Origin of the sequence: Caballeronia sp. LjRoot34 (assembly GCF_964253815.1) — a bacterium.
GTDB lineage: Bacteria > Pseudomonadota > Gammaproteobacteria > Burkholderiales > Burkholderiaceae > Caballeronia.
In genome coordinates this window covers 649,987-676,013 of sequence record NZ_CAXUSB020000002.1, presented here as the reverse complement: position 1 = coordinate 676,013, position 26,027 = coordinate 649,987, and the positions used below count along the sequence as shown (strand labels likewise).

26 protein-coding genes and 1 pseudogene are annotated in these 26,027 nt (G+C 59.7%); 16 read left to right on the top strand and 11 right to left on the bottom strand.

Translation table 11 applies throughout. From position 1 onward, the window contains the following. The first annotated feature begins 104 nt into the window (after positions 1-104). Entirely contained in the window at positions 105-1,022 is a 918-nt protein-coding gene (locus ACSQ36_RS22690; RefSeq protein ID WP_213762030.1) for a LysR substrate-binding domain-containing protein, read from the top strand. Positions 1,023-1,031: 9 nt separating this feature from the next. Here ACSQ36_RS22690 and ACSQ36_RS22685 read toward each other — a convergent pair whose 3' ends face one another. After that, complete coding sequence (locus ACSQ36_RS22685; protein WP_436183673.1) at positions 1,032-1,949, bottom strand: LysR family transcriptional regulator; 918 nt, start codon at positions 1,947-1,949, stop codon at positions 1,032-1,034. A 101-nt stretch (positions 1,950-2,050) separates the two neighbouring features. Between ACSQ36_RS22685 and ACSQ36_RS22680 the strand changes: the two genes are divergently transcribed. Then, complete coding sequence (locus ACSQ36_RS22680) at positions 2,051-2,932, top strand: aldo/keto reductase family oxidoreductase (RefSeq protein ID WP_436183672.1); 882 nt, start codon at positions 2,051-2,053, stop codon at positions 2,930-2,932. 12 nt (positions 2,933-2,944) lie between these two features. Here ACSQ36_RS22680 and ACSQ36_RS22675 read toward each other — a convergent pair whose 3' ends face one another. After that, positions 2,945-3,952, bottom strand: coding sequence for a nitrilase-related carbon-nitrogen hydrolase (locus tag ACSQ36_RS22675; RefSeq protein WP_436183671.1), 1,008 nt, complete (start codon positions 3,950-3,952; stop codon positions 2,945-2,947). A 100-nt stretch (positions 3,953-4,052) separates the two neighbouring features. Between ACSQ36_RS22675 and ACSQ36_RS22670 the strand changes: the two genes are divergently transcribed. Then, positions 4,053-4,934 (top strand): LysR family transcriptional regulator, encoded by an 882-nt coding sequence (locus tag ACSQ36_RS22670; protein WP_436183670.1) that lies wholly within the window; start codon positions 4,053-4,055, stop codon positions 4,932-4,934. Positions 4,935-5,306: 372 nt separating this feature from the next. Here the strand turns inward: ACSQ36_RS22670 and ACSQ36_RS22665 are convergent, their stop codons facing one another. Further along, on the bottom strand, positions 5,307-5,789 hold the full coding sequence (locus ACSQ36_RS22665; protein ID WP_436183669.1) for a cupin domain-containing protein: 483 nt from the start codon (positions 5,787-5,789) through the stop codon (positions 5,307-5,309). Between the two features lie 273 nt (positions 5,790-6,062). Next, a complete protein-coding gene (locus ACSQ36_RS22660) occupies positions 6,063-6,578 on the bottom strand; it encodes a hypothetical protein (RefSeq protein WP_436183668.1) in 516 nt (171 codons plus the stop codon). On the opposite strand from ACSQ36_RS22660, the gene ACSQ36_RS22655 reads away from it, so the two are divergent. From ACSQ36_RS22655 to ACSQ36_RS22640, 4 genes are all read left to right on the top strand, one after another. Next, complete coding sequence (locus tag ACSQ36_RS22655; protein WP_213762023.1) at positions 6,577-6,744, top strand: hypothetical protein; 168 nt, start codon at positions 6,577-6,579, stop codon at positions 6,742-6,744. The genes ACSQ36_RS22660 and ACSQ36_RS22655 overlap by 2 nt on opposite strands. A 737-nt stretch (positions 6,745-7,481) precedes the next feature. Continuing rightward, positions 7,482-8,630, top strand: coding sequence for a DNA polymerase IV (dinB, locus tag ACSQ36_RS22650; protein ID WP_436183667.1), 1,149 nt, complete (start codon positions 7,482-7,484; stop codon positions 8,628-8,630). Positions 8,631-8,666: 36 nt separating this feature from the next. Beyond that, on the top strand, positions 8,667-9,263 hold the full coding sequence (locus ACSQ36_RS22645) for an alpha-ketoglutarate-dependent dioxygenase AlkB (RefSeq protein ID WP_436183666.1): 597 nt from the start codon (positions 8,667-8,669) through the stop codon (positions 9,261-9,263). Positions 9,264-9,490: 227 nt separating this feature from the next. Then, entirely contained in the window at positions 9,491-10,123 is a 633-nt protein-coding gene (locus ACSQ36_RS22640; RefSeq protein WP_436183665.1) for a VC0807 family protein, read from the top strand. 130 nt (positions 10,124-10,253) lie between these two features. Here ACSQ36_RS22640 and ACSQ36_RS22635 read toward each other — a convergent pair whose 3' ends face one another. Continuing rightward, positions 10,254-12,002 carry a methyl-accepting chemotaxis protein gene (locus ACSQ36_RS22635; protein ID WP_436183664.1) on the bottom strand — a complete coding sequence of 583 codons (1,749 nt, stop codon included), beginning with the start codon at positions 12,000-12,002 and terminating at the stop codon, positions 10,254-10,256. A 206-nt stretch (positions 12,003-12,208) separates the two neighbouring features. On the opposite strand from ACSQ36_RS22635, the gene ACSQ36_RS22630 reads away from it, so the two are divergent. The 3 genes from ACSQ36_RS22630 to ACSQ36_RS22620 all read left to right on the top strand — a co-directional run bounded on the left by ACSQ36_RS22630 (position 12,209) and on the right by ACSQ36_RS22620 (position 14,629). Then, positions 12,209-12,541 carry an ArsR/SmtB family transcription factor gene (locus tag ACSQ36_RS22630; protein ID WP_436183663.1) on the top strand — a complete coding sequence of 111 codons (333 nt, stop codon included), beginning with the start codon at positions 12,209-12,211 and terminating at the stop codon, positions 12,539-12,541. A 21-nt stretch (positions 12,542-12,562) separates the two neighbouring features. Further along, positions 12,563-12,922 (top strand): arsenate reductase (glutaredoxin), encoded by a 360-nt coding sequence (gene arsC / locus ACSQ36_RS22625; protein WP_436183662.1) that lies wholly within the window; start codon positions 12,563-12,565, stop codon positions 12,920-12,922. A 495-nt stretch (positions 12,923-13,417) separates the two neighbouring features. Continuing rightward, entirely contained in the window at positions 13,418-14,629 is a 1,212-nt protein-coding gene (locus ACSQ36_RS22620; RefSeq protein ID WP_213762018.1) for an ABC transporter substrate-binding protein, read from the top strand. 271 nt (positions 14,630-14,900) lie between these two features. Here the strand turns inward: ACSQ36_RS22620 and ACSQ36_RS22615 are convergent, their stop codons facing one another. Both ACSQ36_RS22615 and speB read right to left on the bottom strand, forming a co-directional pair. Continuing rightward, positions 14,901-15,671 (bottom strand): class II aldolase/adducin family protein, encoded by a 771-nt coding sequence (locus ACSQ36_RS22615; RefSeq protein ID WP_436183661.1) that lies wholly within the window; start codon positions 15,669-15,671, stop codon positions 14,901-14,903. Between the two features lie 61 nt (positions 15,672-15,732). Next, positions 15,733-16,683: an agmatinase gene (gene speB / locus ACSQ36_RS22610; protein WP_436183660.1), complete on the bottom strand. Its 951-nt coding sequence runs from the start codon at positions 16,681-16,683 to the stop codon at positions 15,733-15,735. 197 nt (positions 16,684-16,880) lie between these two features. On the opposite strand from speB, the gene ACSQ36_RS22605 reads away from it, so the two are divergent. The 6 genes from ACSQ36_RS22605 (at position 16,881) to ACSQ36_RS22580 (ending at position 22,142) form a co-directional block, all read left to right on the top strand. Further along, entirely contained in the window at positions 16,881-17,771 is an 891-nt protein-coding gene (locus tag ACSQ36_RS22605) for a LysR family transcriptional regulator (RefSeq protein ID WP_436183659.1), read from the top strand. A gap of 262 nt (positions 17,772-18,033) precedes the next feature. Further along, positions 18,034-19,227, top strand: coding sequence for a GNAT family N-acetyltransferase (locus ACSQ36_RS22600; RefSeq protein WP_436183658.1), 1,194 nt, complete (start codon positions 18,034-18,036; stop codon positions 19,225-19,227). 144 nt (positions 19,228-19,371) lie between these two features. Then, the gene (locus ACSQ36_RS22595; RefSeq protein WP_255631142.1) at positions 19,372-19,506 is read left to right on the top strand and encodes a hypothetical protein; all 135 of its coding nucleotides are present in this window, start codon (positions 19,372-19,374) and stop codon (positions 19,504-19,506) included. A 90-nt stretch (positions 19,507-19,596) separates the two neighbouring features. Then, positions 19,597-21,144, top strand: a complete 1,548-nt coding sequence (locus ACSQ36_RS22590) for an FAD-binding oxidoreductase (protein ID WP_436183657.1) — start codon at positions 19,597-19,599, stop codon at positions 21,142-21,144. Further along, positions 21,144-21,587, top strand: a complete 444-nt coding sequence (locus tag ACSQ36_RS22585; protein ID WP_436183656.1) for a hypothetical protein — start codon at positions 21,144-21,146, stop codon at positions 21,585-21,587. The genes ACSQ36_RS22590 and ACSQ36_RS22585 overlap by 1 nt, the downstream gene beginning before the upstream one ends. Positions 21,588-21,854: 267 nt before the next feature. Then, complete coding sequence (locus ACSQ36_RS22580) at positions 21,855-22,142, top strand: hypothetical protein (protein ID WP_436183655.1); 288 nt, start codon at positions 21,855-21,857, stop codon at positions 22,140-22,142. A 162-nt stretch (positions 22,143-22,304) separates the two neighbouring features. On the opposite strand, the gene ACSQ36_RS22575 is transcribed toward ACSQ36_RS22580, so the two are convergent. The 4 genes and pseudogenes from ACSQ36_RS22575 to ACSQ36_RS22560 all read right to left on the bottom strand — a co-directional run bounded on the left by ACSQ36_RS22575 (position 22,305) and on the right by ACSQ36_RS22560 (position 25,552). Then, positions 22,305-23,096 (bottom strand): TenA family transcriptional regulator, encoded by a 792-nt coding sequence (locus tag ACSQ36_RS22575; protein ID WP_436183654.1) that lies wholly within the window; start codon positions 23,094-23,096, stop codon positions 22,305-22,307. 391 nt (positions 23,097-23,487) lie between these two features. After that, positions 23,488-23,760: a hypothetical protein gene (locus ACSQ36_RS22570; RefSeq protein WP_436183653.1), complete on the bottom strand. Its 273-nt coding sequence runs from the start codon at positions 23,758-23,760 to the stop codon at positions 23,488-23,490. Between the two features lie 122 nt (positions 23,761-23,882). Further along, positions 23,883-24,041, bottom strand: a pseudogene (locus ACSQ36_RS22565) (LuxR C-terminal-related transcriptional regulator); the annotation flags it as partial. Positions 24,042-24,214: 173 nt separating this feature from the next. Then, positions 24,215-25,552, bottom strand: a complete 1,338-nt coding sequence (locus tag ACSQ36_RS22560; protein WP_213762010.1) for an MFS transporter — start codon at positions 25,550-25,552, stop codon at positions 24,215-24,217. Between the last annotated feature and the right edge of the window lie 475 nt (positions 25,553-26,027).

Here is a 26,027-nt window from a genome sequence, read left to right as displayed (position 1 = left end):
GCAAAAAGCCGCGCAATTGATATAAACTCATGAGTTCATTCTCAAAAAGAACCAAGTCACCGAATCACCTCGACACACGACTCGTCAAACAGTACCGGTAAAACATGAGAAAAGGTATTCCCAATCTGGTCGCGTTGCAGATCTTCGAGGCCGCCGCGCGCCACGAGAGCTTCACCCGAGCCGCCAATGAGCTTTCGCTCACGCAAAGCGCGGTATGCCGCCAGGTGGCGGGACTGGAAAGCCGGTTGGGCGTGGCTTTGTTCCTGCGCATCAAGAAGCGCATTGTACTGACCACGCACGGCCGTGATTACGCGGCGCTCGTGCGCAAGAATCTCGACCGGATTGAGCGCGATACGCTCGAATTGATGGCGCAGCGCGGTGTCGGGCGGATTCTGGAGATAGCGGTCGTTCCAACGCTCGCGAGCCAATGGCTGATCCCACGCCTGCCGCAATTCCGCGCGCTGCGGCCGGACATCACCGTGAATCTGTCGATACGCACCGAGCCTTTCCTGTTCAGCGATTCGCCCTTCGACGCCGCGCTTTATTTCGGCGATTCGGTCTGGCCAGGAACGCAGGGAAAGCTGCTGTTCCGCGAGGGCAAGGTCGTGCCGGTGTGCAGCCCGTCCTTGCTCGCCGGGAATGCGCCCGGTGAACCGATATCGCTCGAACAGCTTGCTGATTTGCCGCTGCTGCATTTATCGACACGGCCTGACGCCTGGCGCACCTGGTTTCGTCTGAACGGGCTTGAGCACGATGTGCGAGCGGTACGCGGCGCGCGCTATGAATTGTTCACGATGCTCACCAGTGCCGCTCAGGCGGGCTTGGGCGTCGCGTTGCTGCCGGAGATATTGCTCGCGGACGAATTGTCGTCCGGCCGGCTGGTCGTGCCGCTGAATAAACCGATGTCCGGCAAGTCCGGTTATTACCTCGTCGCACCCGATGAAATCGCCCACGACGAGCCGTTCGTCGCGCTCTCGGACTGGTTGAGTTCGATCGTGCCGCAAACGCAAGAAGAGGCGTAGATCAGTAGATCAAAGGGCCAGCGGATCCAATGACGAATTACCCGCCTTCACGAAATCGATAAAAACCCGCAACGGCGCAGGCAAGTGACGACGCCCCGGATAGTAGAGAAATGGCCCGGAAAAGCTCGGCCACCACGGTTCAAGAATCGGCTCCAACGCGCCGCTATCGAGGTACGGGCGCAGCATTCCCTCGAACAGGTGAATCACGCCCACGCCTGCCACGGCCATACTGATTGCAAGTTCCATTGCGGCGCCGGGCCTGACCAGGAGCGGCCCCGTAGGGTCCAGCCGCACCACCTCCCCGTCCCGCTCGAAATCCCACGTAGGCTTCGCACCGCCGGCAAATTGGCCGCGCAGGCACGCATGCGAAAGCAACTCGCGGGGGTGCTCGGGTCTGCCGTGCGTATCGAGATATTCCGGTGCCGCAGCGGTCGCGAAGCGCTGCACGCGTGGTCCGATCGGAATGGCGATCATGTCCTGCTCAAGCCGCTCGTCGTAACGAATGCCCGCGTCGCAGCCGATCGACAGCACATCGACGAAACCATCCTCGACCACGACTTCCACGCGGATGTCGGGATAAGCCTTCAGGAACGACGCGAGGACGGTTGGCAACACGATCCGCGCGGTGCTCGACGGCACGTTGAGTTTCAGCGTACCGCTTGGCTTGTCCCTGAACCCGTTCAAGACATCCAGCGCGGCTTCCATCTCGCTGAACAACGGCGCCAGCTTTTCGATAAGGCGCAACCCCGGTTCGGTCGGAGCCACGCTGCGAGTGGTCCGGTTGAGCAAACGCAGGCCGAGCTTCGCTTCAAGCCGGCGCACGGCAATGCTCAGGCTCGAGGCGGAGACGCCGCTGATCCGGGCTGCGTCGCGAAAACCGCCGGCGCGAGCGACTGAAACGAACGCGGCAAGATCATTCAATTCCATGGTCACTGTTCACATTTTTAAACAACCCGTGCAATTTAGACCGGATTATCGAACAGCGCAATCGCCTCCATACTGGCTCCACATTCATCAAGGAGCACGTCATGCCGAATTTCACGCCCGTTAGCACTTTTGAGCTTGGCCGACGTCCGGTGCATCGTCTGGGCTATGGCGCGATGCAGCTGGCCGGACCCGGCGTGTTCGGGCCGCCGAAGGATCACGACGCGGCCATAGCCGTTTTGCGCGAAGCGGTGGCGTCGGGCGTCGATCACATCGATACGAGCGACTTCTATGGGCCGCACATCACCAACCAGCTCATTCGCGAAGCGCTTCATCCGTACCGGGATGATCTCGTGATCGTCACGAAGCTTGGCGCCGTCCGCGGTGAAGGCGGCGCGTGGCTGCCGGCGCTGGAACCGGAAGACCTCCGGCGCGGCGCCCATGACAACCTGCGCAATCTCGGTCTGGACGTGCTCGACGTGGTTAATGTGCGGATCATGGGGAACATCCACTCCCCAGCGGAAGGGTCGATCGAAAAGCAGGTCACTGCGCTTGCCGAACTCCAGCGCGAGGGCCTTGTGCGCCATATTGGACTGAGCAATGTGACCGCGACCCAGATCGCCGAGGCGCAAGGCATTGCGGAGATTGTCTGCGTTCAGAACCACTACAACCTGGTTCAGCGGGAGGACGACACGCTGATCGACGAACTGGCGAGCAAGGGCATTGCGTATGTGCCTTTCTTCCCGCTTGGCGGGTTCACGCCGATCCAATCGTCCGTGCTGTCCACGGTCGCCGAAACGATAAGCGCAACACCCATGCAGGTGGCGCTCGCCTGGCTCCTGCATCGCGCGCCCAACATTCTGCTGATTCCGGGCACGTCGTCGCTCGCGCATCTGCGGGAAAACTTGCAGGCGGCACAGTTGAGTTTATCGGACGCGGTGCTCGCTGAACTTGATGCGATCGGCGCAGCCAATGGGGAACACTGAACGCGTGAAACGCTAGGTCTGGCGGATGCGGCTGACCTGAGCGAAGCTCAGCGCAATTGCACCTCTTGATGTGGTTCCGCTGCGCTGCGCAAACACGTTATCGCGTGGCAGCATCGAACGGACGAGCGGCCCGTCACTGTCAGAGCGACCGGCCGTCAGGCATTGCTGGCCGACGCTCCCAGCTATCAGGTCGGGGTTCACTTCTGCGGAAATCATCGGGCTGGACGACGATCCGTGTTCGGCCAGCACTCGCCCCAAAGGGTCGATGATCATGCCGCCTTGGTTGCTGCCTTTCTCCGATCCATTGCTAAAGACTACGAACATTCCGTTATCTGACGCTCGCGCGATCAACGACCGCCGCAGCCAGCCCGCTGCACCAGCGCTTTCTGCTGCGACCGTGCGATGCGCGACGTGCGGCCGAGTTCGCTGCGCTGAAGAAAGCCGCTGTAACGCGGCCTCTCCATGTCCGTCAGAACCATATGTCCGATGCGGCGCAACGAGCAACGTCGCGCCCATCAGCGCCGTCATGCGAACGTTCTCGACCAGATAATTATCTGCGCCAATCAGAATGCCGATACGGACGCCCCACGTCGTATCGAGGACGGTGTACTGCTCGCCCCGTTCTATACCGGGGTGTTCGACCACGTGCAGTTTTCGATGACAACAACGCACGCCTCCCGGCATACAAATCACAAAGCTGTTGAACAATCTCCCATCCCGCGCACGCTCGATGAATCCCACACCCGCCGCCACGCCGGTGCGCTCCACCGCATTGGCGACTTCATCGATCGAGCGACCGTCGAGCGGCTCGGCGAGCGTTACAAGCTCGCGGCGACGAAGGTTCAGGGTATCGCCGTATCCGGCCAGGTTGGCCTCAGGAAAAACAACCAGCGAGATTCCTTGAAGCGCGGCATCGGCGAGCCATGCTGAAACGTTCGCAACGTTGTGCGATGCATTTCCGCGCAAAGAGATCAGCGGGACCGTCGCAACCTTGAATGGAGGGGGCGAGGATAGAGACATTTGTTTTCCGCCTGACTGAAGAGCTCATGAAGAGTCCATTGGACTGCCCGGCATTCAATAAGTAAAATGAATCATCCGATACATTCAATTACTTCATGGAATGGAACTCAAACTTCTACGCGCCTTCCTGACCGTGACGGAACTCCACCATTTCGGCCGCGCCGCCGAAGCGCTTAATGTCACTCAACCCGCCCTCAGCAAACAGGTAGCGGCTTTGGAATACTCCTTGGGTGCGCGGCTTTTTGAACGCGGCAGGCATGGCGCCGAACTGACTGCATTCGGCGCCGAGTTCTTTGCTGGCGCGCAAACGCTGGTACGCGATGCAGACGAACTCGTCGCACGCGCCCGCGAAGCGAGCAGTGGAAAACGTGGATATCTGCGCGTAGGGCTCGGGCTCACGACCTTGACCCTGGCCCCGCAACTGATCGCGGAATTTCGAAGACTGAATCCGAACGTCGGCGTGTCGCTCAATGATCTTTCTTCAGCCGAGCAAACCCGCCAGCTTCTCGCAGGGAAGCTTGATGTGGGCTTCCTTCGTATGCCGGCCGATAGCGGGTTATCGTGTGTGCCGTTGCTCAGCGAGGCGTTGGCGCTGGCCGTGCCACAGCACGCAAAATGGAAGCGTCTTCCGTCTGATCTGAATGATCTCAACGAACTTGGCTTGATCGCGCTCGCGCGCAGCCGTGGCCCCGGGCTGGCAGCACAAATAGATCATTGGTGTAGTGAGCACGATTTCGTGCCCCGGGTGATTCAGCAGACTGACGATATTCAGTCAGTTCTTGCCGCTGTCGCCGCTGGCGTCGGCGCTGCATTTTTGCCGTCCAGGGCGAAGTATCTTTTGCGGGATGCCAGGGTGTTGGCCTTGCGCGATGCGGCCGCCCGTTGGCAAGTCGGGCTGGCGTGGCAGGCGAGCCGCGATAACGCGATCGTTACGCGTTTCATCGAATTCGTGCGCGCGGCGAAGATACCGGCGGCTTCGTGAAGCATCGGTTGATTGAGGTGGATGCCGGAGCGTTAAGTGCCTCTCAAGGCGACGTATGAACCGCGTTACTTTCCTGCGGAGCGTGCGTTGATCTCTAAGGCTTCGGACCGCCACGCGGCACCGCAAGCGATTACGGTATTGTCGGGAAACGGAGTTCGTTGGACCAGCACGGAATTCGAAGGACCACCGCGTGCCGCAGTCGGCTCCAGGCAACTTGCCGATGAGGCTTAGTTCAGAGAGAGCGAGAGGGGCTTAACGACCCCAAGTGGAATTCCGATATGTCGAAGCATCAATGGCTCTTCGCAAATCGAAGCGGGTGTTCGTCGGGCGAAGTTTGCGCGCTGTCATCGGCCATTGCGGTCATCCACTTACTCAGTCCGGCATCCCGTTATGCTCCCCAAGCGGTCTAGCGGGCCAGTCCACCCAGCGGTCAGGGCGGGTAAGTTCGTGCGCTTCGTTGAGCGGGTAACGAATACGGTTGTCGTCGCGCGGACGTTCGCCGATCACCATCAGCCTGACTTCGTCCTTCGTATTGTTAATGAAGGTATGGCAGATTCCGGTGCCTGCCGGAAACGCGACGCAATCGCCTTCAGCAATGGGATGCAGCACGCCGTCGATCCAGACATCGGGCCTGCCCTCGAGCACGTACACAAACTCTTGCTCGGTACTTTCGGCGTGCGGATATGACGTCCGCCGGCCGGGCAGAAGCCTCACATGATGAATGCCAATACGTGTGATGCCGAGTGCTGCGGAAAGCGGCGCGTCTAGCGCCATTGGCTCGGTATCGCCGCGATACGAATGCACATTCGATTCTTCTAGTTCAGTCCAGTGTTTGATGAAATCCGGTCGGCTCATCGGCTATTCTCCTTTAGGGCGAATACCGATAATAACGGTTTAGGAGCGGACGTCAGCCGTGACTCGTGGTCAATCTCCGCGCATGGCCACTTCGGCGGAACAAGCAACGTTCAAAACCGCGAATTGAACGGCTGCTTCCTGGGCCGGAATCCGACCATGCGTTCGCAAGCAAGGCAGTCCAGGGCAGCTCGGCGGCTCGGCGTCGCAGCATTAGCAGCTGTCCCGCGCCGGATCTCGATACCGAAACATTGAAAAATCTGCTCAAGAAACCATTCAGCCTGCCGTTATTGAGAAGATAGGGCGGTAATGGGGCACTTCCTGGCGATTGGCTGCGAGCCCCAAACCGAAATCTACCGTTTCGAGCCAACCGAGACCTTCCATGCAGATCCTGTCAGCAACCGCTGCTACGGCAACCGAGACCGCCTTGGGTGCCAGCGGGTCGTCCGTTTCGAAGGCCGGCAGCACCGGCGCGTCGTCCGCGACGAGTGGAGCGTCCACCGGCCCGCCCGCCTCGACTGGAGGGGCGACCGGCGGTACGTCGTCGAGCGGAGCGACGGGCGGAGCTTCGTCCGGCTCGACACCCTCCACCTCCACTTCGGGTTCGCGCCCCGCAGGCGGTGGTGGTGGCGGTGGCGGTGGTGCATCAGCCTCTTCCAGCAGTTCCTCGACGACCGAACTCGACGAGATGAATGCACTGGTCGCGTCCCTCGAAGGCCAGCTCGCGCAGGTATCGTCTAGCACCGGCAGCGCGGCGGGTGGCGCTAACAGTAGCCAGATCAACGAGATCATGGCCCAGTTGCAAAGTGCGCAGAGCGCGTTGAGCGCGGCGGCGCAGAGTTCGAATACCAGCGAGGTCAGCCAGATCGCGACTCAGTTGCAGAGCGCGCAAGGTGCCCTAGCCCAGTTGATGTTGGCCAGCGGTCAGACAACGGGCCTGCTTTCGACCAGCGCATAAGCGGCACGTTCTCGTCTCTGACGGGATTTCCTGGAAAGCATGGAGGCATCTCCTGTCAGCAAAACCACGGACGGGGAGCTGGTTGAGCGTCGCGATCATCGTCAGCGACGTCAGACGTACAGACTGAATACGTCCGGCAGTGACGAGTGGAAAATGCTCATCGCCTGAGCTTAAACGGACTGTCATTACAAAGTCCCCAAGGCGGCTCGCGACGGCCACCTCTATCGAGTCTTTCCGCACGTACGCCACAGATGCGCCCGTCACGAATCTGTCCGTCAGCAGGCACTGAAGTCGCACATCGAGCGACGACTTTTATAGTCCATTCGCCCCCCGTTTTTCGAGACCAGGCGCCACGGTGAACCCGTGGATCGTCACCTATGTGTCGAAGGGCCGGTTGTGGCCGCACGCAGCCTTCCACAACCAGCGCAACGCGGGCTGCTCTCACACTCCAGCAAATCCAGCAAATTCGCGTCACACATTCAGCAAGTCCAATTCATTCGGTCCCGCGTCATCTGGCGCGTGACTGAATTTGTTGGCAAGCCTTTGATTTTTAATGCCCCCGTCCCAACTAATTCCTCTTCCCCACGGTATTGCGCCCAGCACTTTTGATGTAAAATACTGTACATCCATACAGTTATTCAGGTCATGTCCGTTCCCAATGGCAATATCGGCACATCCGGTTCTTACGCATCAATCGCGTTGAGCCTCTCGCGTGCTGGAGCGCAGCGGTGACAGCCATGCGGCACATCGCGCACCTCGACATGGACGCCTTTTATGCGTCCGTTGAACTGCTGCGGTATCCCGAATTGCGCGGCCAGCCGGTGGTGATCGGCGGCGGCAGGAACGCCACGCCCGAAACACTGGCTGATGGCACCCGGAGCTTTAAACGGCTGCGTGATTACGCGGGCCGTGGCGTTGTCACCACCTCGACCTATGAAGCACGCGCGCTCGGTGTGTTTTCCGCCATGGGCATGATGAAAGCCGCGCAGCTCGCGCCCGACGCCATCCTGCTGCCCACCGACTTCGATTCATACCGGCATTACTCGCGCCTCTTCAAGGAGGCGGTCGCCGCGTTCACCACGCAGATCGAGAACCGCGGTATCGATGAAATCTACATCGACCTGACTGACCTGCCGGGCGACCCCGCCGAGACCGCCGCACGCATCAAGCAGGCCGTGCGCGATGCAACCGCCCTGTCGTGTTCGATCAGCGTCGCGCCGAACAAGCTGCTGGCGAAGATCGGCTCGGAACTGGATAAACCCGACGGCCTGACCATCCTCACCCCCGCCGACATCCCCTTGCGAATCTGGCCGCTGCCCGTACGCAAGGTGAACGGCATCGGGCCGAAGGCGAATGAAAAACTGGCGGCTATCGGCATTGAGACCGTCGGTGATCTCGCGCGCGCGGACCCCGAGATACTGCAGGCCCGCTTTGGCCGGACTTACTCGGCATGGCTTCTGGAAGTGGCGCAGGGGTTCGACGAGCGGCCCGTTGTGGTCAGCTCCGAGCCGAAATCGATGAGCCGCGAAACCACCTTCGAGCGCGACCTGCATGCGCGCCACGATCGCGCGGAACTCTCGGCGGCGTTTACCGACCTGTGTACGCGCGTGGGCGACGACCTGCGGCGCAAGGGATACGAGGGCCGCACGGTCGGCATCAAGCTGCGTTACAACGACTTCAGCACGGTCACGCGTGACCTGACGGTGCCGTTTCCAACGGCCGATGCAACGGAGATCCGTCGAGCCGCAACGGAGTGCCTGAAACGCGTACCGCTGGACCGGCGGCTGCGTTTGCTCGGGGTACGGGTAACGGCGTTGCTGCCGGTGGGATCGTATGTTGCTGAGCCGCAAGCGGTTCAGGGTGAATTGCCGTTCGCGGCGGATTAATTAGCAAAATCCAGGAAAGCCAGGAAAGGAATCGTCGTGTTTCAAAGCGATCTGTTCAATGCCGTGCCGCTCGACCTTGTAGAAGACGCCGAAAGCGGGATTCGTTACCTGCCCGACGTGGTCCCGCAAGCCACTGCGCACGCGTGGTTTGAGCAGACGCTTGGTCAAGTGACTTGGGGCAATCAGCGCCGCCTGATGTACGAACGCGAGGTCGATGTGCCACGCCTGATGGCGCATTTCTCGCTGGACGCAGCGGATTTGCCGGCGCCTCTGATGGAGGCTGCGGTACAAGTGCGCGCGATTGCCGGCGCGCAATTCAACAGCGTCGGCTTGAATCTGTATCGCGATGGCAACGACAGCGTTGCGCCCCATAACGACAAGACGCAAGGGTTAGTGCAGAAAGAGCCAATAGCAATCCTTTCGCTGGGCGCGACCCGTCGCATGACCATCCGCGCGAAGTCGGGCAAGGGCCGCACGCTCAATGTGGACCTGCATGCGGGCAGTGTGATCGTGATGAGTTATGCATCGCAATTTACGCACAACCACGGCATACCGAAGATGAGCGGTGTTGACGGGCCACGCATCAGCCTCGCGTTTCGATGCTTTGATGCTGCAAAGCTCAAGCAGCGCTAGGACCTCAGCAGTACTCCTTGTTTTAACCTCTAAGAGGGGGCGCCGAGGATTTGCAGGCGTTCTTATCGTTTCATCGATAACCGCCGTCGTGTTTGCGGCTCGTGTCATCCGAACCATGAAACGTGTGAGACACCTGAAACGCACCGTGGTATTTTTGTTTGTCCCGCGCCGGCAACTCGGTACTCGGCAATTCGGCAGCTCTGAACTTCGGCACTCAGGCGATTCGTATGAACAACCGGCCCCGCTATTTAACCGCGATCTGCATCAACGTGCTGTTCCCGTGGCTCGCCTATCACCTTGCGTATCCGCAGTGGGGCCACCTTGGAGCACTGGCCGCCTCCACGCTGCCGCTGATAGCCTGGATGACCTGGGACCTTTTACGCTTCCGCCACTTTGATGCACTAAGCGCAATCGTACTGGCCGGCACGTTATTCTCAATGGCGGTTTCATATTTTATCGACAACCCGCGTACGCGCCTTTTTGAAGCGCCCGTCATCTCCGGTTTGATCGGCATCGTGTTTTTGATTTCACTCGCTTTTCCACGGCCGCTCGTGTTTTATCTCGGGCGGTCCACCGTCGCCCGCGAGCAGGACGGAGGAACTGCTCAGTTCGAGCAGTGGTGGCGCGACAATCCGGGCCTTGTAGCGGTCATTCGAAAGATGACACTTGTGTGGGGACTGGGTCTGACGATCGAGAATGCCGTGCGGCTGTTGCTTAATATCGAATGGGAAGACGCAGCGTGGATTGCCAGCGTTTCTACCTTTCTGCAGTACGCGACATACGGAGGATTGACGTTGTGGACCTTCCTGGAGAGAAGGCGCATCAAGCGAATGAACGCGGCACCCTTGCCCGCGAAGTGAGACTGGCAATATGTTCGCCAGGCGTTCGAGTATGTGACGAATGTAGTCGCAACTTCACGGAAGACAATGCAGCAGAGAGGCGCTGACTTTCACCGCCTCCCTTTGACCGCTAGCCAAGACACACCGCTAGTTAAAACGCCTCCCAATCGGCAGCGCCGGCCAATGCAACGGGCCTCGACTTCTCCTTGATCAGCGCCGGTGTCTTGAGACGTGTAGCCGCTGCAATAGCCGGCCTCGGGTTCGAACTCACAGCAACAGCGCGTTTCTTGGGTACCGCCAACGCGCGATGCGCCGCGCCACGCGCCGGTTTCGCGCTGAGCACGGTCTTGCCGATATCCAGACCGCTGTCGTTCAACTGGAACACCGATACGGCCGCTTTCAACGCGCCCGCCTGATCCTCCAGCGATTGCGCCGCGGCCGCGGCTTCCTCCACCAGAGCTGCATTTTGCTGGGTCACTTCATCCATTTGCGTGACCGCGCGCGCCACTTGTTCAATGCCGCTGCTCTGCTCTTCGGACGCCGCCGCGATCTCGCCCATGATGTCCGTCACACGCTGCACCGCGCCGATGATTTCCGACATCGTGCGGCCGGCATCGCCCACCAGCGTCGTGCCCGTCTGGACGCGCGAGACCGACGTGTTGATCAGCTCCTTGATCTCCTTCGCTGCCGCCGATGACCGTTGCGCAAGGCTGCGAACTTCTGCCGCCACGACCGCGAAACCCCGTCCCTGTTCACCGGCACGCGCCGCTTCCACGGCTGCGTTCAGCGCGAGAATGTTGGTCTGGAACGCAATGCCTTCGATGATCGTGATGATGTCGGCGATCTTCGTCGAACTCTGGTTGATGTCGCCCATGGTGACAACCACTTGCGCCACAACCGTGCTGCCCTTGTTCGCAATGTCCGACGCGTTGGCGGCCAACGAGCTCGCCTGACGCGCGTTTTCCGCATTCTGCTTCACGGTGCCGGTCAACTCGTCCATGCTCGATGCCGTTTCCTGCAACGCCGACGCCTGCTCTTCCGTACGCGATGACAGATCGATATTGCCCGCCGCAATCTGCTTGGTCGCCGATGCAATGGATTCACTGCCCGAGCGCACCGTACGTACCGTGTTGACGAGGCTGGCCTGCATCTTCGCGAGACCTGATAACAGTTGCCCCATCTCGTCGCGCGAAGTGACGATCAACTCGCGGCGCAGGTCCCCTGCGGCGATTGCATCGAATTGCGCAAGCGCTTCGTCGAGCGGACGCCCGATCGAACGACGCAGCGACACCCACGAGAAAATAGCCGCCGCAAGGCCGGCCAGAATGGAAGCGATGCTGACAAGACGGAAGTCGCCGAATGCTTCCTGCGAGTTGTCGTAGTCGGTCCTGGCAGAGTCGAATTGATACTTGCGAAGCGCTTCACCAAACGCGGCCAACTGGTTGAACGCAACCTGCATGGCTTCCGCGGAAGCGACAATCTTGTCTGCGTCGTTCGCCCTGATATTGGCGTAACCGTCGTCCACCAGCTTCTGGAGTTCAAGGCGCTTGGCTTCGAAGTCCTCGGCCAGTTTGTGTTCGCCCGGACCCTGCGGCAATGCGGCGTAGGTCGCCCACTCCTTGTCGGCCCGCGTGCGCATCAACGCCCCACGTCCAATGGCCGTTTCCGCGCCGGGCTTGCCAACGAGCAAGGCCGCACGATCGAAGCTGAGCCGCTCGCGGGCGGTAAACATTTCCGCGTTGCCGGCCGCGACAGCGCTAGGCATCTGGTTCATGAAGAGGCCACGAGTCGTGTCGTTACCGCGGCTCATTCCCCAAAGCCCCAGTCCTCCGATCACGATCAGCAACAGACCCAGAAGCGCCATGGCAATGCCCAGGCGGCCTTTAATCGTCGAAAACATGTTTGTCTCACTTTTTTTATATCTCACATCGATACCAAGCGGTCGCGTGCGTTGATGCCTGCGAACGCCACCGAGGCCGACTGTGTCATCCGGCCCATACCCTTTAACGGCAAACACCGGCGTCACTTGAGCGAATGCGTAAGCTGAATCGGCTTACATTTCAATAAATATTGAAATGAGGAAATGTTTCTTGTACGCTTTACCTCATGAAATCAGAAACCGTAGTCCGTGCCTTGGGCGCGCTCGCGCACGAGTCTCGGCTGGCAATCTTTCGGGCGCTGGTAGTAGCGGGACCCGAGGGTCTGGCGGCCGGTGAGATTGCTCAGCAACTCGGTGTCTCACCATCGGGTCTGTCGTTTCATCTGAAAGACCTCTCACACGCCGGGCTGGTCGATGCGCGTCAGGATGGGCGCTTCATTTTCTACTCAGCGAACTTCGACACCACGAGCGGACTCATCGGCTTCCTTACCAAAAACTGCTGCGAAGGCGGCGCGTGTTCGGCGAGCACGGTGTCGATAAAACAGCAAGCCACTCTTTAACGATTCATGGAGACTCATGGCATGGCCATTACGATTTACCATAATCCCGCTTGCGGTACGTCGCGCACTACCCTGGCGCTGATCCGCAATGCGGGCGTTGAACCGGAAGTGATCGAGTACCTCAAGACGCCGCCCAGTCGCGGCACGCTATCCAGGATGATCGAAGATGCAGGACTAAGCGTCCGGCAAGCGATCAGGGAGAAAGAGAAGCTGTTCGCGGAACTTGGTCTCGCCGATGCAACGCTGACGGACAAACAGTTGCTTGACGCCATGCTGGCGCACCCCGTCCTCATCAATCGCCCGTTCGTGGTCACGCAAGCAGGCACGCGTTTATGCCGGCCGGCCGAACTGCTTTTGGAGATTCTGCCGGAAGCTCGATAAAGGCTGTTCAGCGGGGAAGGCGCATTTTTTGGCAGGAGGAAGCGGATATATTGATATAATCAGGAATCCGTATTATTTGACATTGCCGAACCGATTGCGAGTGGATACCTATGCCGAGCATCGGGAACCTGTCGCCGGTCATGGTGCAAGGATCGTTTTCTGCCAGCCTCGGATGAACCCGTCCGCGTGGTGGATGTCACGGAGCGAGGCCAGGTTCACTACCTGGCCTGATCGCTACGACGAGCGCAAGAAAGCATGGATGGGTGGGGTTACATCGCTGGCAGCGGTTGTTATGCGCAATGATTCCAGGCGGCAGGTTCAAGCTTCATCGCAACATCCGTCTCGTAAGTCTTGACTTAATTCCTCCCAAGCGGCTATTTTCGATCCTGACGGATTGCTCGCACGAGCCGCCCTTCGAGATATCGAGAATACACAACGATACGCAGCAATACACAGTGGCCTTTGCGCCGCCCATAAAAACCGATGGAGACAGGAATGAACAACACACTCGCCCGACGCTCTGCGTGCGGCCTCATTACCGCAGCCATCCTGAGCGTCACCGCGAGCGCGGCGCATGCAGCAGCCGACTCAGTCAAGCTCGGCTTCATTACAGACCTTTCAGGGCTCTACTCCGACTCCGATGGCCAGGGAGGTCTCGAAGCCATCCGCATGGCGATCGATGACTTCGGCGGCAAGGTGAACGGCAAGCCCATCGAACTGCTCTATGGCGATCACCAGAACAAGGCGGACATTGCGGCATCGAAAGCGCGCGAGTGGATCGACCGCGACGGCGTCAGCGGGATCATCGGCGGCACGAATTCGGCCACCGCACTCGCGACCAACCAGATTGCCGCTGAAAAGAAGATTCCGTACATCAACGTGGGCGCGGGTGTCGATGCCCTGACCAACGAGCAATGCACGCCCTACACGGTCCACTACGCCTACGATACCGTCGCGCTCGCCAACGGCACCGGCCAGGCTGTGACGAAGCAAGGCGGCAAGACCTGGTACTTCCTGACCGCCGACTATGCGTTTGGCAAGGCGCTGGAAAAGAACACGTCGGAGGTCGTGAAGGCGAATGGCGGGCAGGTGCTGGGCGCTGTGCGGCATCCGTTATCGGCGTCGGATTTCTCGTCGTTCCTGTTGCAGGCGCAAGCGTCGAAGGCACAGGTCCTGGGCCTTGCAAACGCGGGCGGCGACACCATCAACTCGATCAAGGCCGCAAAGGAATTCGGCCTGACCAAGTCGATGAAAATTGCCGCCCTGCTGATCTTTCTCACCGACATCCATAGCCTAGGGCTTGAGACCGCCCAAGGTCTTCTAGCGACCGATAGCTGGTACTGGAACAAGGATGCCGAGACCCGCAAATGGGCGCAGCGCTACTTCGCCAAGATGAAGAAGATGCCGACCAGCCTCCAGGCCGCGGACTATTCGGCCGCGACCACCTACCTGAAGGCGGTGCAGGCGGCGGGGTCAACCGACAGCACGAAGGTGATGGAGCAACTGCACAAGATGAAGATCGATGACATGTACGCCAAGGGTTATATCCGGCCCGACGGCACCATGATTCACGACATGTACCTGATGCAGGTGAAGAAACCCTCGGAGTCGAAGGAGCCGTGGGATTTCTATACGATCACTGCGACCATACCCGGCGAGCAGGCTTTCGGGTCCAAAGCCATATCGCGTTGCGCGTTGTGGAAGTGAGCCACAACGCGGGGCATGGTGGCGTTCGCGGCTGGAAACGTATCAGCTAGAGAATGAGTTCAGGAGAGAGGGCAACGCCTTCATGCATGCAGCGCGGGCTCACAGCCCCGCTGCACCCGGCTCCGGTTTCTCGGCTGAATGAGGCGCGCGAATACGTGGGTCTAGACCTCTTTCGACGAACCAGCATAGCCATGCGCTTTATCGTCCGAGCCGTCGGGCTTATCAAGAGACACCGGCGCACGACGTGATAATCATGCAGCCGGCCGACGGATCAGGACCGATAGTCGGGCAGGCTGCCAGTTATCAGGCGCAGCGCCGCTTGCCACGCCAATTCGATGATGGCGTCCGCGTTTTCCGAGTCGAACTGCCGCGCGGTGAGTTCGCGAACACGCTCTGGCGGTATCCGCAATGGCACGCCTCCGGCCAGCGCCTGCACCTGCGCCTGGCAAGCGCGCTCGAGAAAGTAGATCTCGTGAAACGCGTGCGCAGCGGTCGCACCGCCAGCGAGCAGGCCGTGATTGCGCAGGATCATCGCCTTGTGCGGGCCGAGATCGGCAACCAGGCGTTCACGCTCACCCAGGTCAAGCGCAATGCCTTCATAGTCGTGGTAACCCAGCTTGCCGTAGAACTTCAGCGCATGCTGGCTGATAGGCAAAAGCCCTTGCTCTTGCGCCGACACAGCGGTCCCCGCTGCCGTATGCGTATGTACGACGAAAGCGATGTCCTCCCGCGCCATGTGAACCGCCGAGTGGATCGTAAAACCGGCCTCATTGACGATAAAGAGTTCGGGCGTATCGCGTGCACGCTCGTCGATCACCTTGCCCTCGTAGTCGATCTTTACAAGGTCCGAAGCGCGCATTTCGTGGAACAACACGCCGTAGCGGTTGATCAGGAACGCGGGTTTCGGGCCCGGCAAACGCGCGGTAATGTGCGTGTCGATCATGTCCGTCATGCGGAAATGCGCCATCAGCCGATACAACGCCGCCAGATCCTCGCGGACCTTTTGTTCCGCCGCCACAATGCTCGTAGTCGTCGTTTCCATAACGTGTTCCTTCCTCCTGATGACGCAGCTTTAGGCTTGAACAACGAAGCTTGATGGCGCCTTAGCGACGTTTTACGCCCGGTAGCACGCACAGCATTTCATAAAGCAGGTTCGCTCCCAGCAGCGACGTGTTCCCGCTCGTATCGTAGGGCGGCGACACTTCGACCAGATCGCATCCGACCAGATCCAGCCCATGGCAACCCCGGATGATCTCGATGCCTTGGATCGTCGTCAGCCCGCCAATCTCGGGCGTGCCCGTGCCTGGTGCCCACGCTGGATCGATACCGTCGATGTCGAAGCTCAGGTACACCGGACCGCCCGCCACCTTGGCCCGGACTTCGGCCATCAGGGGCTCGAGCGACTTGTGCCAGCACTCTTCCGCCTGCACCACGCGAAAGCCTTGGCGGCGGCTCCAGTTGAAGTCGTCGGCGGTATAACCCTGAGCACGCAATCCGATTTGTACCACACGCTCGCAATCGAGCAGGCCCTCCTCCACCGCGCGCCGGAAGGTCGTGCCGTGGGCGATCTTCTCGCCGAACATGTGGTCGTTGACGTCGGCATGAGCATCGACATGTACGAGGCCGATCTTGCCATGCTTGCGATGCAACGCGCGCAGGATCGGCAGGGTAATGGTGTGATCGCCGCCCAGGGTCAGCGGCACCACTTCGTGTTCGAGGATCCGGTCATACGACTCTTCAATGATCCGCACCGCGTCCAGCAGATTGAAGGTGTTGATGGCCACATCGCCAATGTCGGCTACCGAAAGCGAGTCGAACGGAGCGGCGCCGGTCGCCATGTTGTAAGGCCGGATCAAGACGGACTCGGCGCGAATTCCGCGCGGGCCGAACCGGGTACCGGCACGCAAGGACGCGCCAATGTCCAGCGGCACGCCGATAAACGCAGCGTCCAGGCCCGCAGCCGAGGTGAGATGCGGCAAGCGCATCATGGTGGCAATGCCGCCAAAGCGCGGCATTTCATTACCGCCGAGCGGTTGGTGAAAGATCTTTTCCATGGCGCGTCCTCGCATTCATTCGTCGAACTGTCTGCATTGAATTCTGGCGCTAACCGGCACACTGACAAAGTGCTGGTACGAAATATTTAGTTCAGTTATTTCTAAAGTATCGGCACGTCCGGCCCGGGGGCATTGCTTGGCCGCGTTTCCACCGGACAGTTTGCTTGCCGCATTTACCGTATTCGATGGAGTTTGATGTGGCCACTGTTTTGCCTGAAGCACGCCTGCTGCGCATTTTTATCTGCGTGATCCGACACCAGGGTTTCGCTGCGGCGCAACAGGAACTCAACCTGTCGACGTCGGCCATCAGCACCTATATGAGTCAGCTGGAATCGCTGGTGGGCGTGGTGCTGTGTCATCGCGGGCGCGGCGGTTTCAGTCTGACACCGAAGGGCGAGGAGTTCCATCAGGAAGCGTTGCGGCTGCTTGGCGAGGTCGACGGTTTCGAGCGTTACGCCGCCGGGCTGCGCGGAGAATTGCGCGGCAGTATCAAGCTTGGCGTACTCGATTCCACAGTCAGCGATAAAGCGTTGCCGCTCGCCGAGATCATTGGTGCATTTACGCGCGAGCATCTGGCGCTGCATTTGCATTTGCATGTGCAAAGCCCTTATGAATTGCAGCTTAGCGTGCTGGGAAACCGCCTTGACCTGGCAATCGGCGCGTTTCAGTTGCGCATGAACGGGCTGATCTACCATTCGCTTTATTGCGAGCAGCACTGGTTGTATTGCAGCGACACCCACCCGCTTTTCAATGAGCGTCACATCCCGCAGGAAACGATCAGTCAGCAGCGGATGGTCGGGCGGACGTACTGGAGTCAGACAGAGCTGGCGCGGCATGGATTCAAGCGTAGCGAAGCGACGGTGGACAGTATGGAAGGGCAACTGATCCTGATCTTGTCCGGCGCGTTTATTGGCTTCCTGCCGGAGCATTACGCGCAGGCCTGGGTCGACAAGGGCCAACTGCGTGCACTCGCACCGGCAGGGTTTGGCTATCAGGCGCCGTTCGCGTTGATCGTGAGGCGCGGGCGTTCAAAGGAAGCTTTGATCCGGAAATTCCGCGATACGTTGAAGGGTCATTTGGAGCGCTGAGGGCGGGAAGGGAAAGCCGATCCGTCTCGCCGGAATATTCTCTGGTGCCTGGGCTCCGATGAATCCAGGCCCGACCTGTCCGCATATTTCCTCATACGATTGTGTGCTGCCGAACATCGCGTCATGCCCGCAACCGGCACCATGGAGCGTATCCGTGGATGCTCTGCCCTTCGTTTTACTTCCGATCACTTGTTCTTGCCAGACCGAGCGCGTGAGCCCGCAGGGCGACCGCCGGACAGCGGCGTTTATTACTCGAGACACTATGAACCAGGCTGATTGTCAGTTTGAGATTGTGAGCGATGAAGACGGCTTTCGCGCTTTACAGCCCGAATGGGACGGCCTCTGGTCGAGCGCGCACGGTCAATATGGCCAGTCGTTCAGCGTGTGCTGGCTGGCCTGGCAACATGTCGCCAAGCCGCGTGGCAGACGCCTCTGCTGCATCGTGCATCGCGAGAACGGGCGACTTGTTATGGTCTGGCCACTCGTGACGTACCGGCGGCTCCTGTGGACTTATCTTTGCCCCCTGAGCCCCGAAGCCGGCGATTACACGAGAGTGCTCGTCACCAATAGCCCCGCTGCCCCGGCTCTGATTGCGGGCGCATGGCGGACGGCGCTGAAGCGTTGCGGCGCCGATTTCATCAAGCTTCCGTATGTGGATGAAGGCTCCGAACTGCACGCGATCGCCTCGCGCGAACGCCATGTGATGATCGCTGCACGCACCGTCGCCGCGTTTGCGAAGCTCCGCGACGAAACTGAATGGGACACGTTTTGCAAGACGCTGGGCACGATGAGCGGGAAAAAACCCGGTGCGCTCGAACGCCGCTTGTCGAAGGAAGGTCAGCTTGAAGTGCGCCTCACGGAGCCCGGCAACGCCAGCGAAAACGCGGCGCTGGTCGACTGGATCCTGGCGCGCAAACGCGCATGGGGCGATCGGGTCGGTAAGAGAGGCGAGTGGCTCGATTCGTCGCATTACCGGGACTTTCTCGTCAATCTACTCTGCCCGGCGAACGAACGCGCCATGGCCCGTCTGTTCGTGGTCACGCTGGACGGCGCGCCCGTCGCGGCCACGGTGGTGGGTGTGGGCACGACCTGCGTCGACGGCCTGATTGCGAGTTTCGACGCCCGGTTTGCCAAGTTCGGTCCCGGTTCGATCGTCGTTGAACACGTCGTCAAATGGGCATTCGATCAACGCCTGAATGTAGATTTCGGCGTGGGCGCCGAACGCTTCAAAGCCTATTGGAGCCGCAATAACATTACCGGAGCGTGGAGCGCGCAGATTGCCAGTTCGCGCTGGGGCGTGCTCGCGTTTCGCAGCAAAAAAACCGTGCGGGCGGTTACCCGGCGGCTGGCTCGATTAAGCGGCTTGCTAACGGGGCAAAAGCGTGGCGCGGCAACCTTCGCGCCCAACGATCCCGGCGGTCAGCGCACGCTCGATCTCCCGATGAATCCATCCTGACGGGTCCGCTCATTGAAGCGGCCTGCGAACGCACAATATCAAACATACGGGAATAATCTGCCGCGTCGGTTCGTTTAACTCAAGAGTGCCGCACATCGCGCTGGCGGTTGCTGCGCGCTCGTCCAAAATCCATGGGGAAAACAAATGAACTTCAAACGCGTTGCATCGACGTTGCTGGCTGTCCTGACCGTCTCGCTTGCAGTCTCCCTTGCCGGATGCCAAACCGACGGTTCAGCGTCAGGATCGAGCTCGGGCGGGAGCAGCAGCGGCGGGTATTGAGTTGACTCGGTTGAAACCGATTAAAACAATCGCGTTGATAAACGTGTTCCGGATGCTGGGACCGTGAAGGGTCCGCCGCGTCCCCCGGGAATGCAGGAGTCTGATTTCCAGCAGGTGCTGACTGCATTCAGGGCGATTGCGGGTCAGAACGCCGTTCTTGCGGGAGACGGTGAGGCGCAGCCATATCTGGATCCGTTCGCGCCGGGTGACGCACATGTTTATGAAGCGTCAGCCGTTGTGATGGTCTCGGATGTCGAGCAGCTTCGCGCCGTGCTCGTCGTGGCGAACCGCTACGGCGTCCCGTTGTGGAGCGTATCGACCGGACGCAACTTCGCTTATGGCGGCGCGGCACCCAGGCTTAAAGGCTCCGTCGTGCTGGACTTGCAGCGCATGAACCGCATCATCGAGATCAATGAGACGCTCGGTTATGCGCTGGTCGAACCGGGTGTCAGCTACTACGATCTTTATCAGGCACTTCAAGCGCGAGGCGTCAGGTTGTGGCTCGATCCGCCGGCCGCCGGATGGGGCAGCGTGGTCGGCAATACACTGGAGCGCGGCTTCGGCACGACCCCATACGGGGATCACGCGGCCATGCAATGCGGGATGGAAGTGATGCTGGCGAACGGCGAGATCGTACGCACCGGCATGGGTGCAATGAACAATAATCAGGACTGGCAAGTATTCAAGGCGGGTTTCGGTCCCTCCTACGATGCCATGTTCATGCAGTCGAATTTCGGCATTGTCACCAAGCTCGGCATCTGGCTGATGCCGAAGCCCGAAGGCTACATGCTGTGCCGTTATACGTTCCGGCACGACGCCGATCTCGAGAGCATTGTCGAGACGCTGCGCCCGTTGAAACTCGACGACACGATACAAAGCAACGCCGTCATCGAAAGCGCGGTGCGATGGGCCGCCGGCGTGTCGACGCGCAAGCAGTGGTATGACGGCCCGGGCGCCATGCCCGATGTGGCCATAGAGACCATGGCGCGCAAGCTCGGCATAGGCCGCTGGAATCTTCGCTTCTGCCTGTATGGCCCCGAAGCGCTGGTGAAGGCGCGTCGCGATGTAATACACCGGCGTTTCTCATCCATCGCCGACGCGGGGTTGATCGAGTCGCCCTATACCCATGCCGACGTTGAACCCAAAGGCGGCGGCGATCGCAGCCAGGTCGGCATTCCCAATCTCGACGCATTCAACTTGCTGAACTGGCCCGGCGGCGCCGGCGCGCACATCGATTTCTCGCCTGTCTGTGCGCCGCTCGGCCGCGACGCGGTCCGGCAATATCGAATGATCACGGACCGGGCGGCGCATTATGGCTTCGACTACTACGGCGGTTTTACAGTTGGCCCGCGCACCATGCATCACATCTTTGCCGCTATTTTCAATCGTGACGACCCTATGCAAGCGCGCGCCGCAGGTGAGCTGCTGAAGACGTTGATCAACGACTTCGGCGCGGCGGGTTATGGTCAATACAGGACCCATCTCGCCTTCATGGATCTTGCCGCATCCCAGTATGATTTCAACAATCATGCATTGATGCGCATGAGCGAGAGCATCAAGGAAGCGCTCGATCCGAACGGCATTCTGTCGCCAGGAAAACAAGGTATCTGGCCCAGGAAGATCAAGGAGCGCGACTGATGAAAACTGGCCGGCGCGGGTTCCTTGCAACCGCTTCGATGGCGGGCGCATGCATGCGCGTGTCATGGCCCACGCAGGCGATGTTGCGGTCGCGGATGCTACCAAGCGAGCAAGTGGCGCTTGGCCACACGCTCACCATCGTCTTCGACGAACACCTGGCGGACAGCCGCGCTTTTGCCGTCAGATCGCGCACGACGGGCGCACGCATAGTGCCACTAGGAAACGATATCGGCATGCTGTGGTTTGAACGCTTGATGCCTCTGGCCAGTTCGCCTGGAAACACGATCGCGGGATTGACGACACACGCGGACGCGTTCTTGCTGACCCGCTTCGCCCAAGGCATCGGCTTGCAGGTTGCACAGCGCACGGCCGAGGCGCATGCGGGGTCCGACATGCTATTCATATGGCAACTGGTTGCTACCGGCGCTAGAACGCGTTCCTGAGTCAATTCGACACCAGCACGTAATCGGTAAGAAAGAGCATAAGCGCCCATGAGGGCAAGTAAGAACCCGACAGCGTTCCGTTAAAGAAACATGACCGTGACGCGGCCTTTCAAGCCCCATTGGGGTGCCGTTTTATGTGTGCTGACGCACCCCGTTTCAATAGCCTGCTTATGGTTGTGATGTAGCGCACACAGCCGGAGGTTTTCTCGTTGGTCCCCGTATTCGGCGCCGATACACTTTGGCTAAATCGTAAAACCGGGGAAGAAGATGCAACCCATAACGGGCTTCGTGCTGTACGGCGTGAGCGCGGCAATAGTCGCCGCGATTGCCGGCAAGAGGGGTCTGAGCTGGAGTGCGTATCTCCTTGTCATGCTGCCCTTGGGGCCGGCAGTCGCGATCATCATGCCGCTCTTCACGCAGGGCTCGGCAAACAGCCTGATGACAACAGCACTCGTTTTCTGCGTGCCTCTGGCCGGGCTGCTGACAGCGCTGTTCAGCAAGGGACCGACGCCGCTAACGTCAGGCACCGAATCACGCGAGCGTAAGGGCGCTTAAGCATTGCAGGCGCTCGCCTTCAAGAGCAACACACGTCCTGCAGACGCCGGCAACATACCGGTTTGTCGCCCATAAATTGCGACGAATTTCAGCCCAAAGATGAATAACGGCGCCTGTTATCCAATAACAGGCGCCGCTTTCAATGACCCAAACCGGGCTCGCTCAGGCCGCCACCGGCTCCTCCTCCACTGCGCGTACCGCCAACGGCTCCGGGGGCGTTCCGTACGCGTAATCAAGCGTCATGCGCATATAGTCGTAGCTCTTGCGAATGGCCGTGCGGATCTTGTTGATGGACTCCACCGGCGGATTGGTACCCAGCAACGTGGCCACGATTTCCAACGCCATCCACGGGTGCTCGTCATCGTAATGCGCATGTACTTTGAGCCAACGCATTGCCGACTTGCGAATCGGTTCCGGAAAGGTCAGCGCATACGTTTCTTCGGAGCAGACAAAGCACGAGAAGTCACCCGTTGCGCCTTCCACTGCGTAGTTCGTTGCCGCCACCGCGACCGCCAGCTCGTCGGTGAGGCTGACATGTCCGCACCAGTGTGCGAGCGCATGCATCTCGCTCGGCACCTCTTGCAACAACAAGTCATCAAGCCCCAGGCCGCTCGCCCCTGCCCACTGCAGCCAGTGCTTGGCGTGCATGTTCTCGACCCGGATATTCTGGATGAGGTAGGACCGTGCCATCCCTTCACCATGCGAATGGCCGAACCGTGCCTTCATGAGGTTCGACGCCATGAACTGCGGAAACTGCTCGATGACAGGAAAGAAACCAATCAGGAAACGATGCGTGCTCTCGATGTCGAGCGTCGCGTCCTTCATGGCCTTGCACAACGGGTGATAGACAACCTTTCGCTTCGCTTCTTCGCAATCCTTGACTACGTCTTGGAGCCATTGCGGATAACTCGCAATATTCTTGAGTTCGCCGGTACGGGTGAAGTCTGTTTTCATCGGATGATCTCTCACAGGAATGGGTTTCAGGTGTTGGGCCGCGGGATCCTATGCGGGCAAGCTGGATCTCAATCTCGCCATCGTGATGCCCGCCAAGCTTCGGGGAGCAAAAGCATTTCCTATATGCAGGCGCGCACATTTCGCGGAACATTTAATCAACTCCATTTCCTCAGACAACATCACAACGACGTCCCATTTTCGACGCGCGGCGATGTCACGGCCAAGGACGTTGGACCGGTGAAACGGTTGAGAGATCAAGACCTGTGGACGGTTGATGCAGCCCGCTTGAGATGTTTATCGGCGTGCCGTATTGAAGTGCGCACGTGCCGCGTCACTCGCCGGGGTGTGCGTCTTTGCTAGATTTTGGCGGAGATGAGCTATCCGTCCCTGCTCAAGCGGCCAGCCGGTCGGGACTCATCGCAGGGCGTACGGTCTCCGGCGGATAGATATGCCAGGCGCCGTCATCGTGGCGGAAAAAGAAGAGCGCGAAAGGACTGAAGGCGGATCTGAATGTGGCGCCAGCGGCCCGCTCCACTTCAATGCAGACGCACCGGCGGCGCCCTGCACGAATACGATGAATGGAGCGCACCTGCAAATGCCCGGTGCTCCCCACGCCCAGCCATTTTTCAACCAGTACGCGCAAAGACTGCTCTGACGCAACCATAAGGATTCTCCGTGGTTTGCTATCCACCCCATAAAACCATGCTAGGAGCGCCATAAGTCCTTATCTGTCGGAGACGGTCGATTGTGGCTTCAGACGGGGCTGGTTTTCTTGTCGGAATATCCCTACGAGCGATCGCGCCCGGAAATCAAACCATGTTTGATCGCATAGCAGATCAGTTCGGCATCGTTTTCAATGCCGAACTTTTGCATGAGGCGCATCTTGTGCGTGCTGGTGGTCTTGGCACTCCGCACGAGCATCTCGGCTATGGCGTCGATGCCCTTGCGTCGCCAGGCAGTCGGCAAGACGAAGCCTGCCGTCCAGCTCGAATTGAAGCTGCTGCCGGTCGAGCCGCCATAGACCCGCGCCAAGTCTGACGGGATCCTGCCCGTTCGCCGCGATAGGGAACGGGCCGAACAATTTCCCCAGAATCTCGTCAATACATTAAGACGAGCCCTTAAGCGTGCCGCGAGCTTTCTTCAACAAGAGGCCCGGGCGCGTTCTCCAAAGCGCTATCGTGACGAAGCAGGAGGACCGCTGCCACGGCGACCAGCCCGGCCCCGGCCAGACAGAGCAAGCCAGCGGCAAAACTGCCGGTACTGTCCTTGATCCACCCCATCGCGTAGGGTCCGAAGAACCCGGCCAGATTGCCGAGCGAATTCACCGCGGCAATGCCGCCCGCTGCGGCCGCCCCCGAAAGGAAAGCGGCGGGTAGCGTCCAGATCACCGGCAGGCAGCCGAATATGCCAAAGCCGGCAATGGACAGCGCGATCATTTTCAGCACGGGATCATCCAGTGCCGTCGATGCCGCAATTCCACCGGCAGCCACCAGCAGCGGGATGGCCACATGCCACTTGCGCTCGAGCTTGCGGTCAGAGCGGCGTCCCCACAAGATCATGCTGAACGCGCCGACAATGTACGGCAACGACGTCACAAGGCCCGTCTGGACATTACCGAGGCCGAACCCTTTGACGATTTGCGGCAGGAAGAAACTCAGGCCGTAGTTGGTCGCGTTGGCGCCGAAGTAGATGAGCGCGACGGCGAGAACCCGCGGATTGAACAAGGCTTCGCGCACGCTGAAGGCGCGCACGGCCTCACGCTGCGCGCGTTCCTGGGCTTGCCGGCCCACGAGCCAGTCGCGCTCATCGGCTGCAAGCCAGGTTGCGTCCGCCGGTTTGTCGGTGAGATAAAACAGGACTACGAACGACAGGAGCAGGGCCGGCAATGCTTCAACCAGATAGACCCACTGCCAGCCGGCGAGGCTCGCGAGTTTATCGAGGTTGAGCAGCGCACCGGAGATAGGGGCGCCGATCACGGTGGACAGCGGGATGGCCACCATGAAATAGCCAACCACGCGTGCCCGGTACGCTGCCGGAAACCACAGCGTCAGCAGGAAGATGATGCCCGGGAAGAATCCCGCTTCCGCGATCCCGAGCAACACCCGCAAGGTATAGAACACGTGTGCGGGCGAGAGTCCTGTCAACCGCGAGATCCCGGGAATGAACGCCATGGCGCCGGCAAGGATGCCCCAGGTGAACATGATCCGGGCGATCCATCGGCGCGCACCGAACTTCTCCAGCAGCAGGTTGGACGGAACCTCGAAAAAGAAATAAGCGATGAAGAAAATCCCCGCGCCGAAGCCGAAGGCGCTCGAGGACAGTCCAAGGTCTTTGTTCATCTGCAACGCGGCGAAACCGACGTTGACGCGGTCCAGGTACGCTATGAAATAACAGAGAATCAGGAACGGGACGAGTCTCTTCGTCACGCGTCCCAAAGTGCGGGTTTCGAGTTCCACTAGTCTTCCCCCAAGTCAGAGTTTTAAACGTCCATCGTGTGTCGAATGTTCATATCTCTTTGCCGTAGAAAGCATAGTGCTCCGAAGACAAAGCGGGAAGTAGTATGTGCCCGTGGAACTCGGGCTAATGATGAGATGGCGGGGCCGGCTACCGGCAGAATTGGCCGAATCAGGCGTACAGTGTCCCGGATTCGGAAGAAATGTCGGAATGCAACGGTGGCGAAAACCGGCGTAAACCCCGATCAGAACCGATATCCGACGGAAACAAACAAGATGACCGGATTGAGTTTGATCCTGGTGCCGCGGCTCACAGTGCCCGGTGTTGATTGGGTTGTCAGCGCGACCCGCTTTGAGCACCGCATTAATAAGCATGCTGGGTATCGAACGAGCAGTGCTTGTTGAAGTTATAGGAAGCCCCGCGTCCAAAGGAATGATGATTGACACGGGTGGTCAAACATCCCGAGTGTCCGATCGA

What these genes read in the sequence shown, in the direction of transcription:
- ACSQ36_RS22690 (WP_213762030.1), top strand. Translation starts at nt 105, where the DNA reads ATGAGAAAAGGTATTCCCAATCTGGTCGCGTTGCAGATCTTCGAGGCC.
- ACSQ36_RS22685 (WP_436183673.1), bottom strand. Translation starts at nt 1,949, where the DNA reads ATGGAATTGAATGATCTTGCCGCGTTCGTTTCAGTCGCTCGCGCCGGC.
- ACSQ36_RS22680 (WP_436183672.1), top strand. Translation starts at nt 2,051, where the DNA reads ATGCCGAATTTCACGCCCGTTAGCACTTTTGAGCTTGGCCGACGTCCG.
- ACSQ36_RS22675 (WP_436183671.1), bottom strand. Translation starts at nt 3,952, where the DNA reads ATGTCTCTATCCTCGCCCCCTCCATTCAAGGTTGCGACGGTCCCGCTG.
- ACSQ36_RS22670 (WP_436183670.1), top strand. Translation starts at nt 4,053, where the DNA reads ATGGAACTCAAACTTCTACGCGCCTTCCTGACCGTGACGGAACTCCAC.
- ACSQ36_RS22665 (WP_436183669.1), bottom strand. Translation starts at nt 5,789, where the DNA reads ATGAGCCGACCGGATTTCATCAAACACTGGACTGAACTAGAAGAATCG.
- ACSQ36_RS22655 (WP_213762023.1), top strand. Translation starts at nt 6,577, where the DNA reads ATGGCCCAGTTGCAAAGTGCGCAGAGCGCGTTGAGCGCGGCGGCGCAG.
- ACSQ36_RS22660 (WP_436183668.1), bottom strand. Translation starts at nt 6,578, where the DNA reads ATGATCTCGTTGATCTGGCTACTGTTAGCGCCACCCGCCGCGCTGCCG.
- dinB (WP_436183667.1), top strand. Translation starts at nt 7,482, where the DNA reads ATGCGGCACATCGCGCACCTCGACATGGACGCCTTTTATGCGTCCGTT.
- ACSQ36_RS22640 (WP_436183665.1), top strand. Translation starts at nt 9,491, where the DNA reads ATGAACAACCGGCCCCGCTATTTAACCGCGATCTGCATCAACGTGCTG.
- ACSQ36_RS22635 (WP_436183664.1), bottom strand. Translation starts at nt 12,002, where the DNA reads ATGTTTTCGACGATTAAAGGCCGCCTGGGCATTGCCATGGCGCTTCTG.
- ACSQ36_RS22630 (WP_436183663.1), top strand. Translation starts at nt 12,209, where the DNA reads ATGAAATCAGAAACCGTAGTCCGTGCCTTGGGCGCGCTCGCGCACGAG.
- arsC (WP_436183662.1), top strand. Translation starts at nt 12,563, where the DNA reads ATGGCCATTACGATTTACCATAATCCCGCTTGCGGTACGTCGCGCACT.
- ACSQ36_RS22620 (WP_213762018.1), top strand. Translation starts at nt 13,418, where the DNA reads ATGAACAACACACTCGCCCGACGCTCTGCGTGCGGCCTCATTACCGCA.
- ACSQ36_RS22615 (WP_436183661.1), bottom strand. Translation starts at nt 15,671, where the DNA reads ATGGAAACGACGACTACGAGCATTGTGGCGGCGGAACAAAAGGTCCGC.
- speB (WP_436183660.1), bottom strand. Translation starts at nt 16,683, where the DNA reads ATGGAAAAGATCTTTCACCAACCGCTCGGCGGTAATGAAATGCCGCGC.
- ACSQ36_RS22600 (WP_436183658.1), top strand. Translation starts at nt 18,034, where the DNA reads ATGAACCAGGCTGATTGTCAGTTTGAGATTGTGAGCGATGAAGACGGC.
- ACSQ36_RS22595 (WP_255631142.1), top strand. Translation starts at nt 19,372, where the DNA reads ATGAACTTCAAACGCGTTGCATCGACGTTGCTGGCTGTCCTGACCGTC.
- ACSQ36_RS22590 (WP_436183657.1), top strand. Translation starts at nt 19,597, where the DNA reads ATGCAGGAGTCTGATTTCCAGCAGGTGCTGACTGCATTCAGGGCGATT.
- ACSQ36_RS22585 (WP_436183656.1), top strand. Translation starts at nt 21,144, where the DNA reads ATGAAAACTGGCCGGCGCGGGTTCCTTGCAACCGCTTCGATGGCGGGC.
- ACSQ36_RS22580 (WP_436183655.1), top strand. Translation starts at nt 21,855, where the DNA reads ATGCAACCCATAACGGGCTTCGTGCTGTACGGCGTGAGCGCGGCAATA.
- ACSQ36_RS22575 (WP_436183654.1), bottom strand. Translation starts at nt 23,096, where the DNA reads ATGAAAACAGACTTCACCCGTACCGGCGAACTCAAGAATATTGCGAGT.
- ACSQ36_RS22570 (WP_436183653.1), bottom strand. Translation starts at nt 23,760, where the DNA reads ATGGTTGCGTCAGAGCAGTCTTTGCGCGTACTGGTTGAAAAATGGCTG.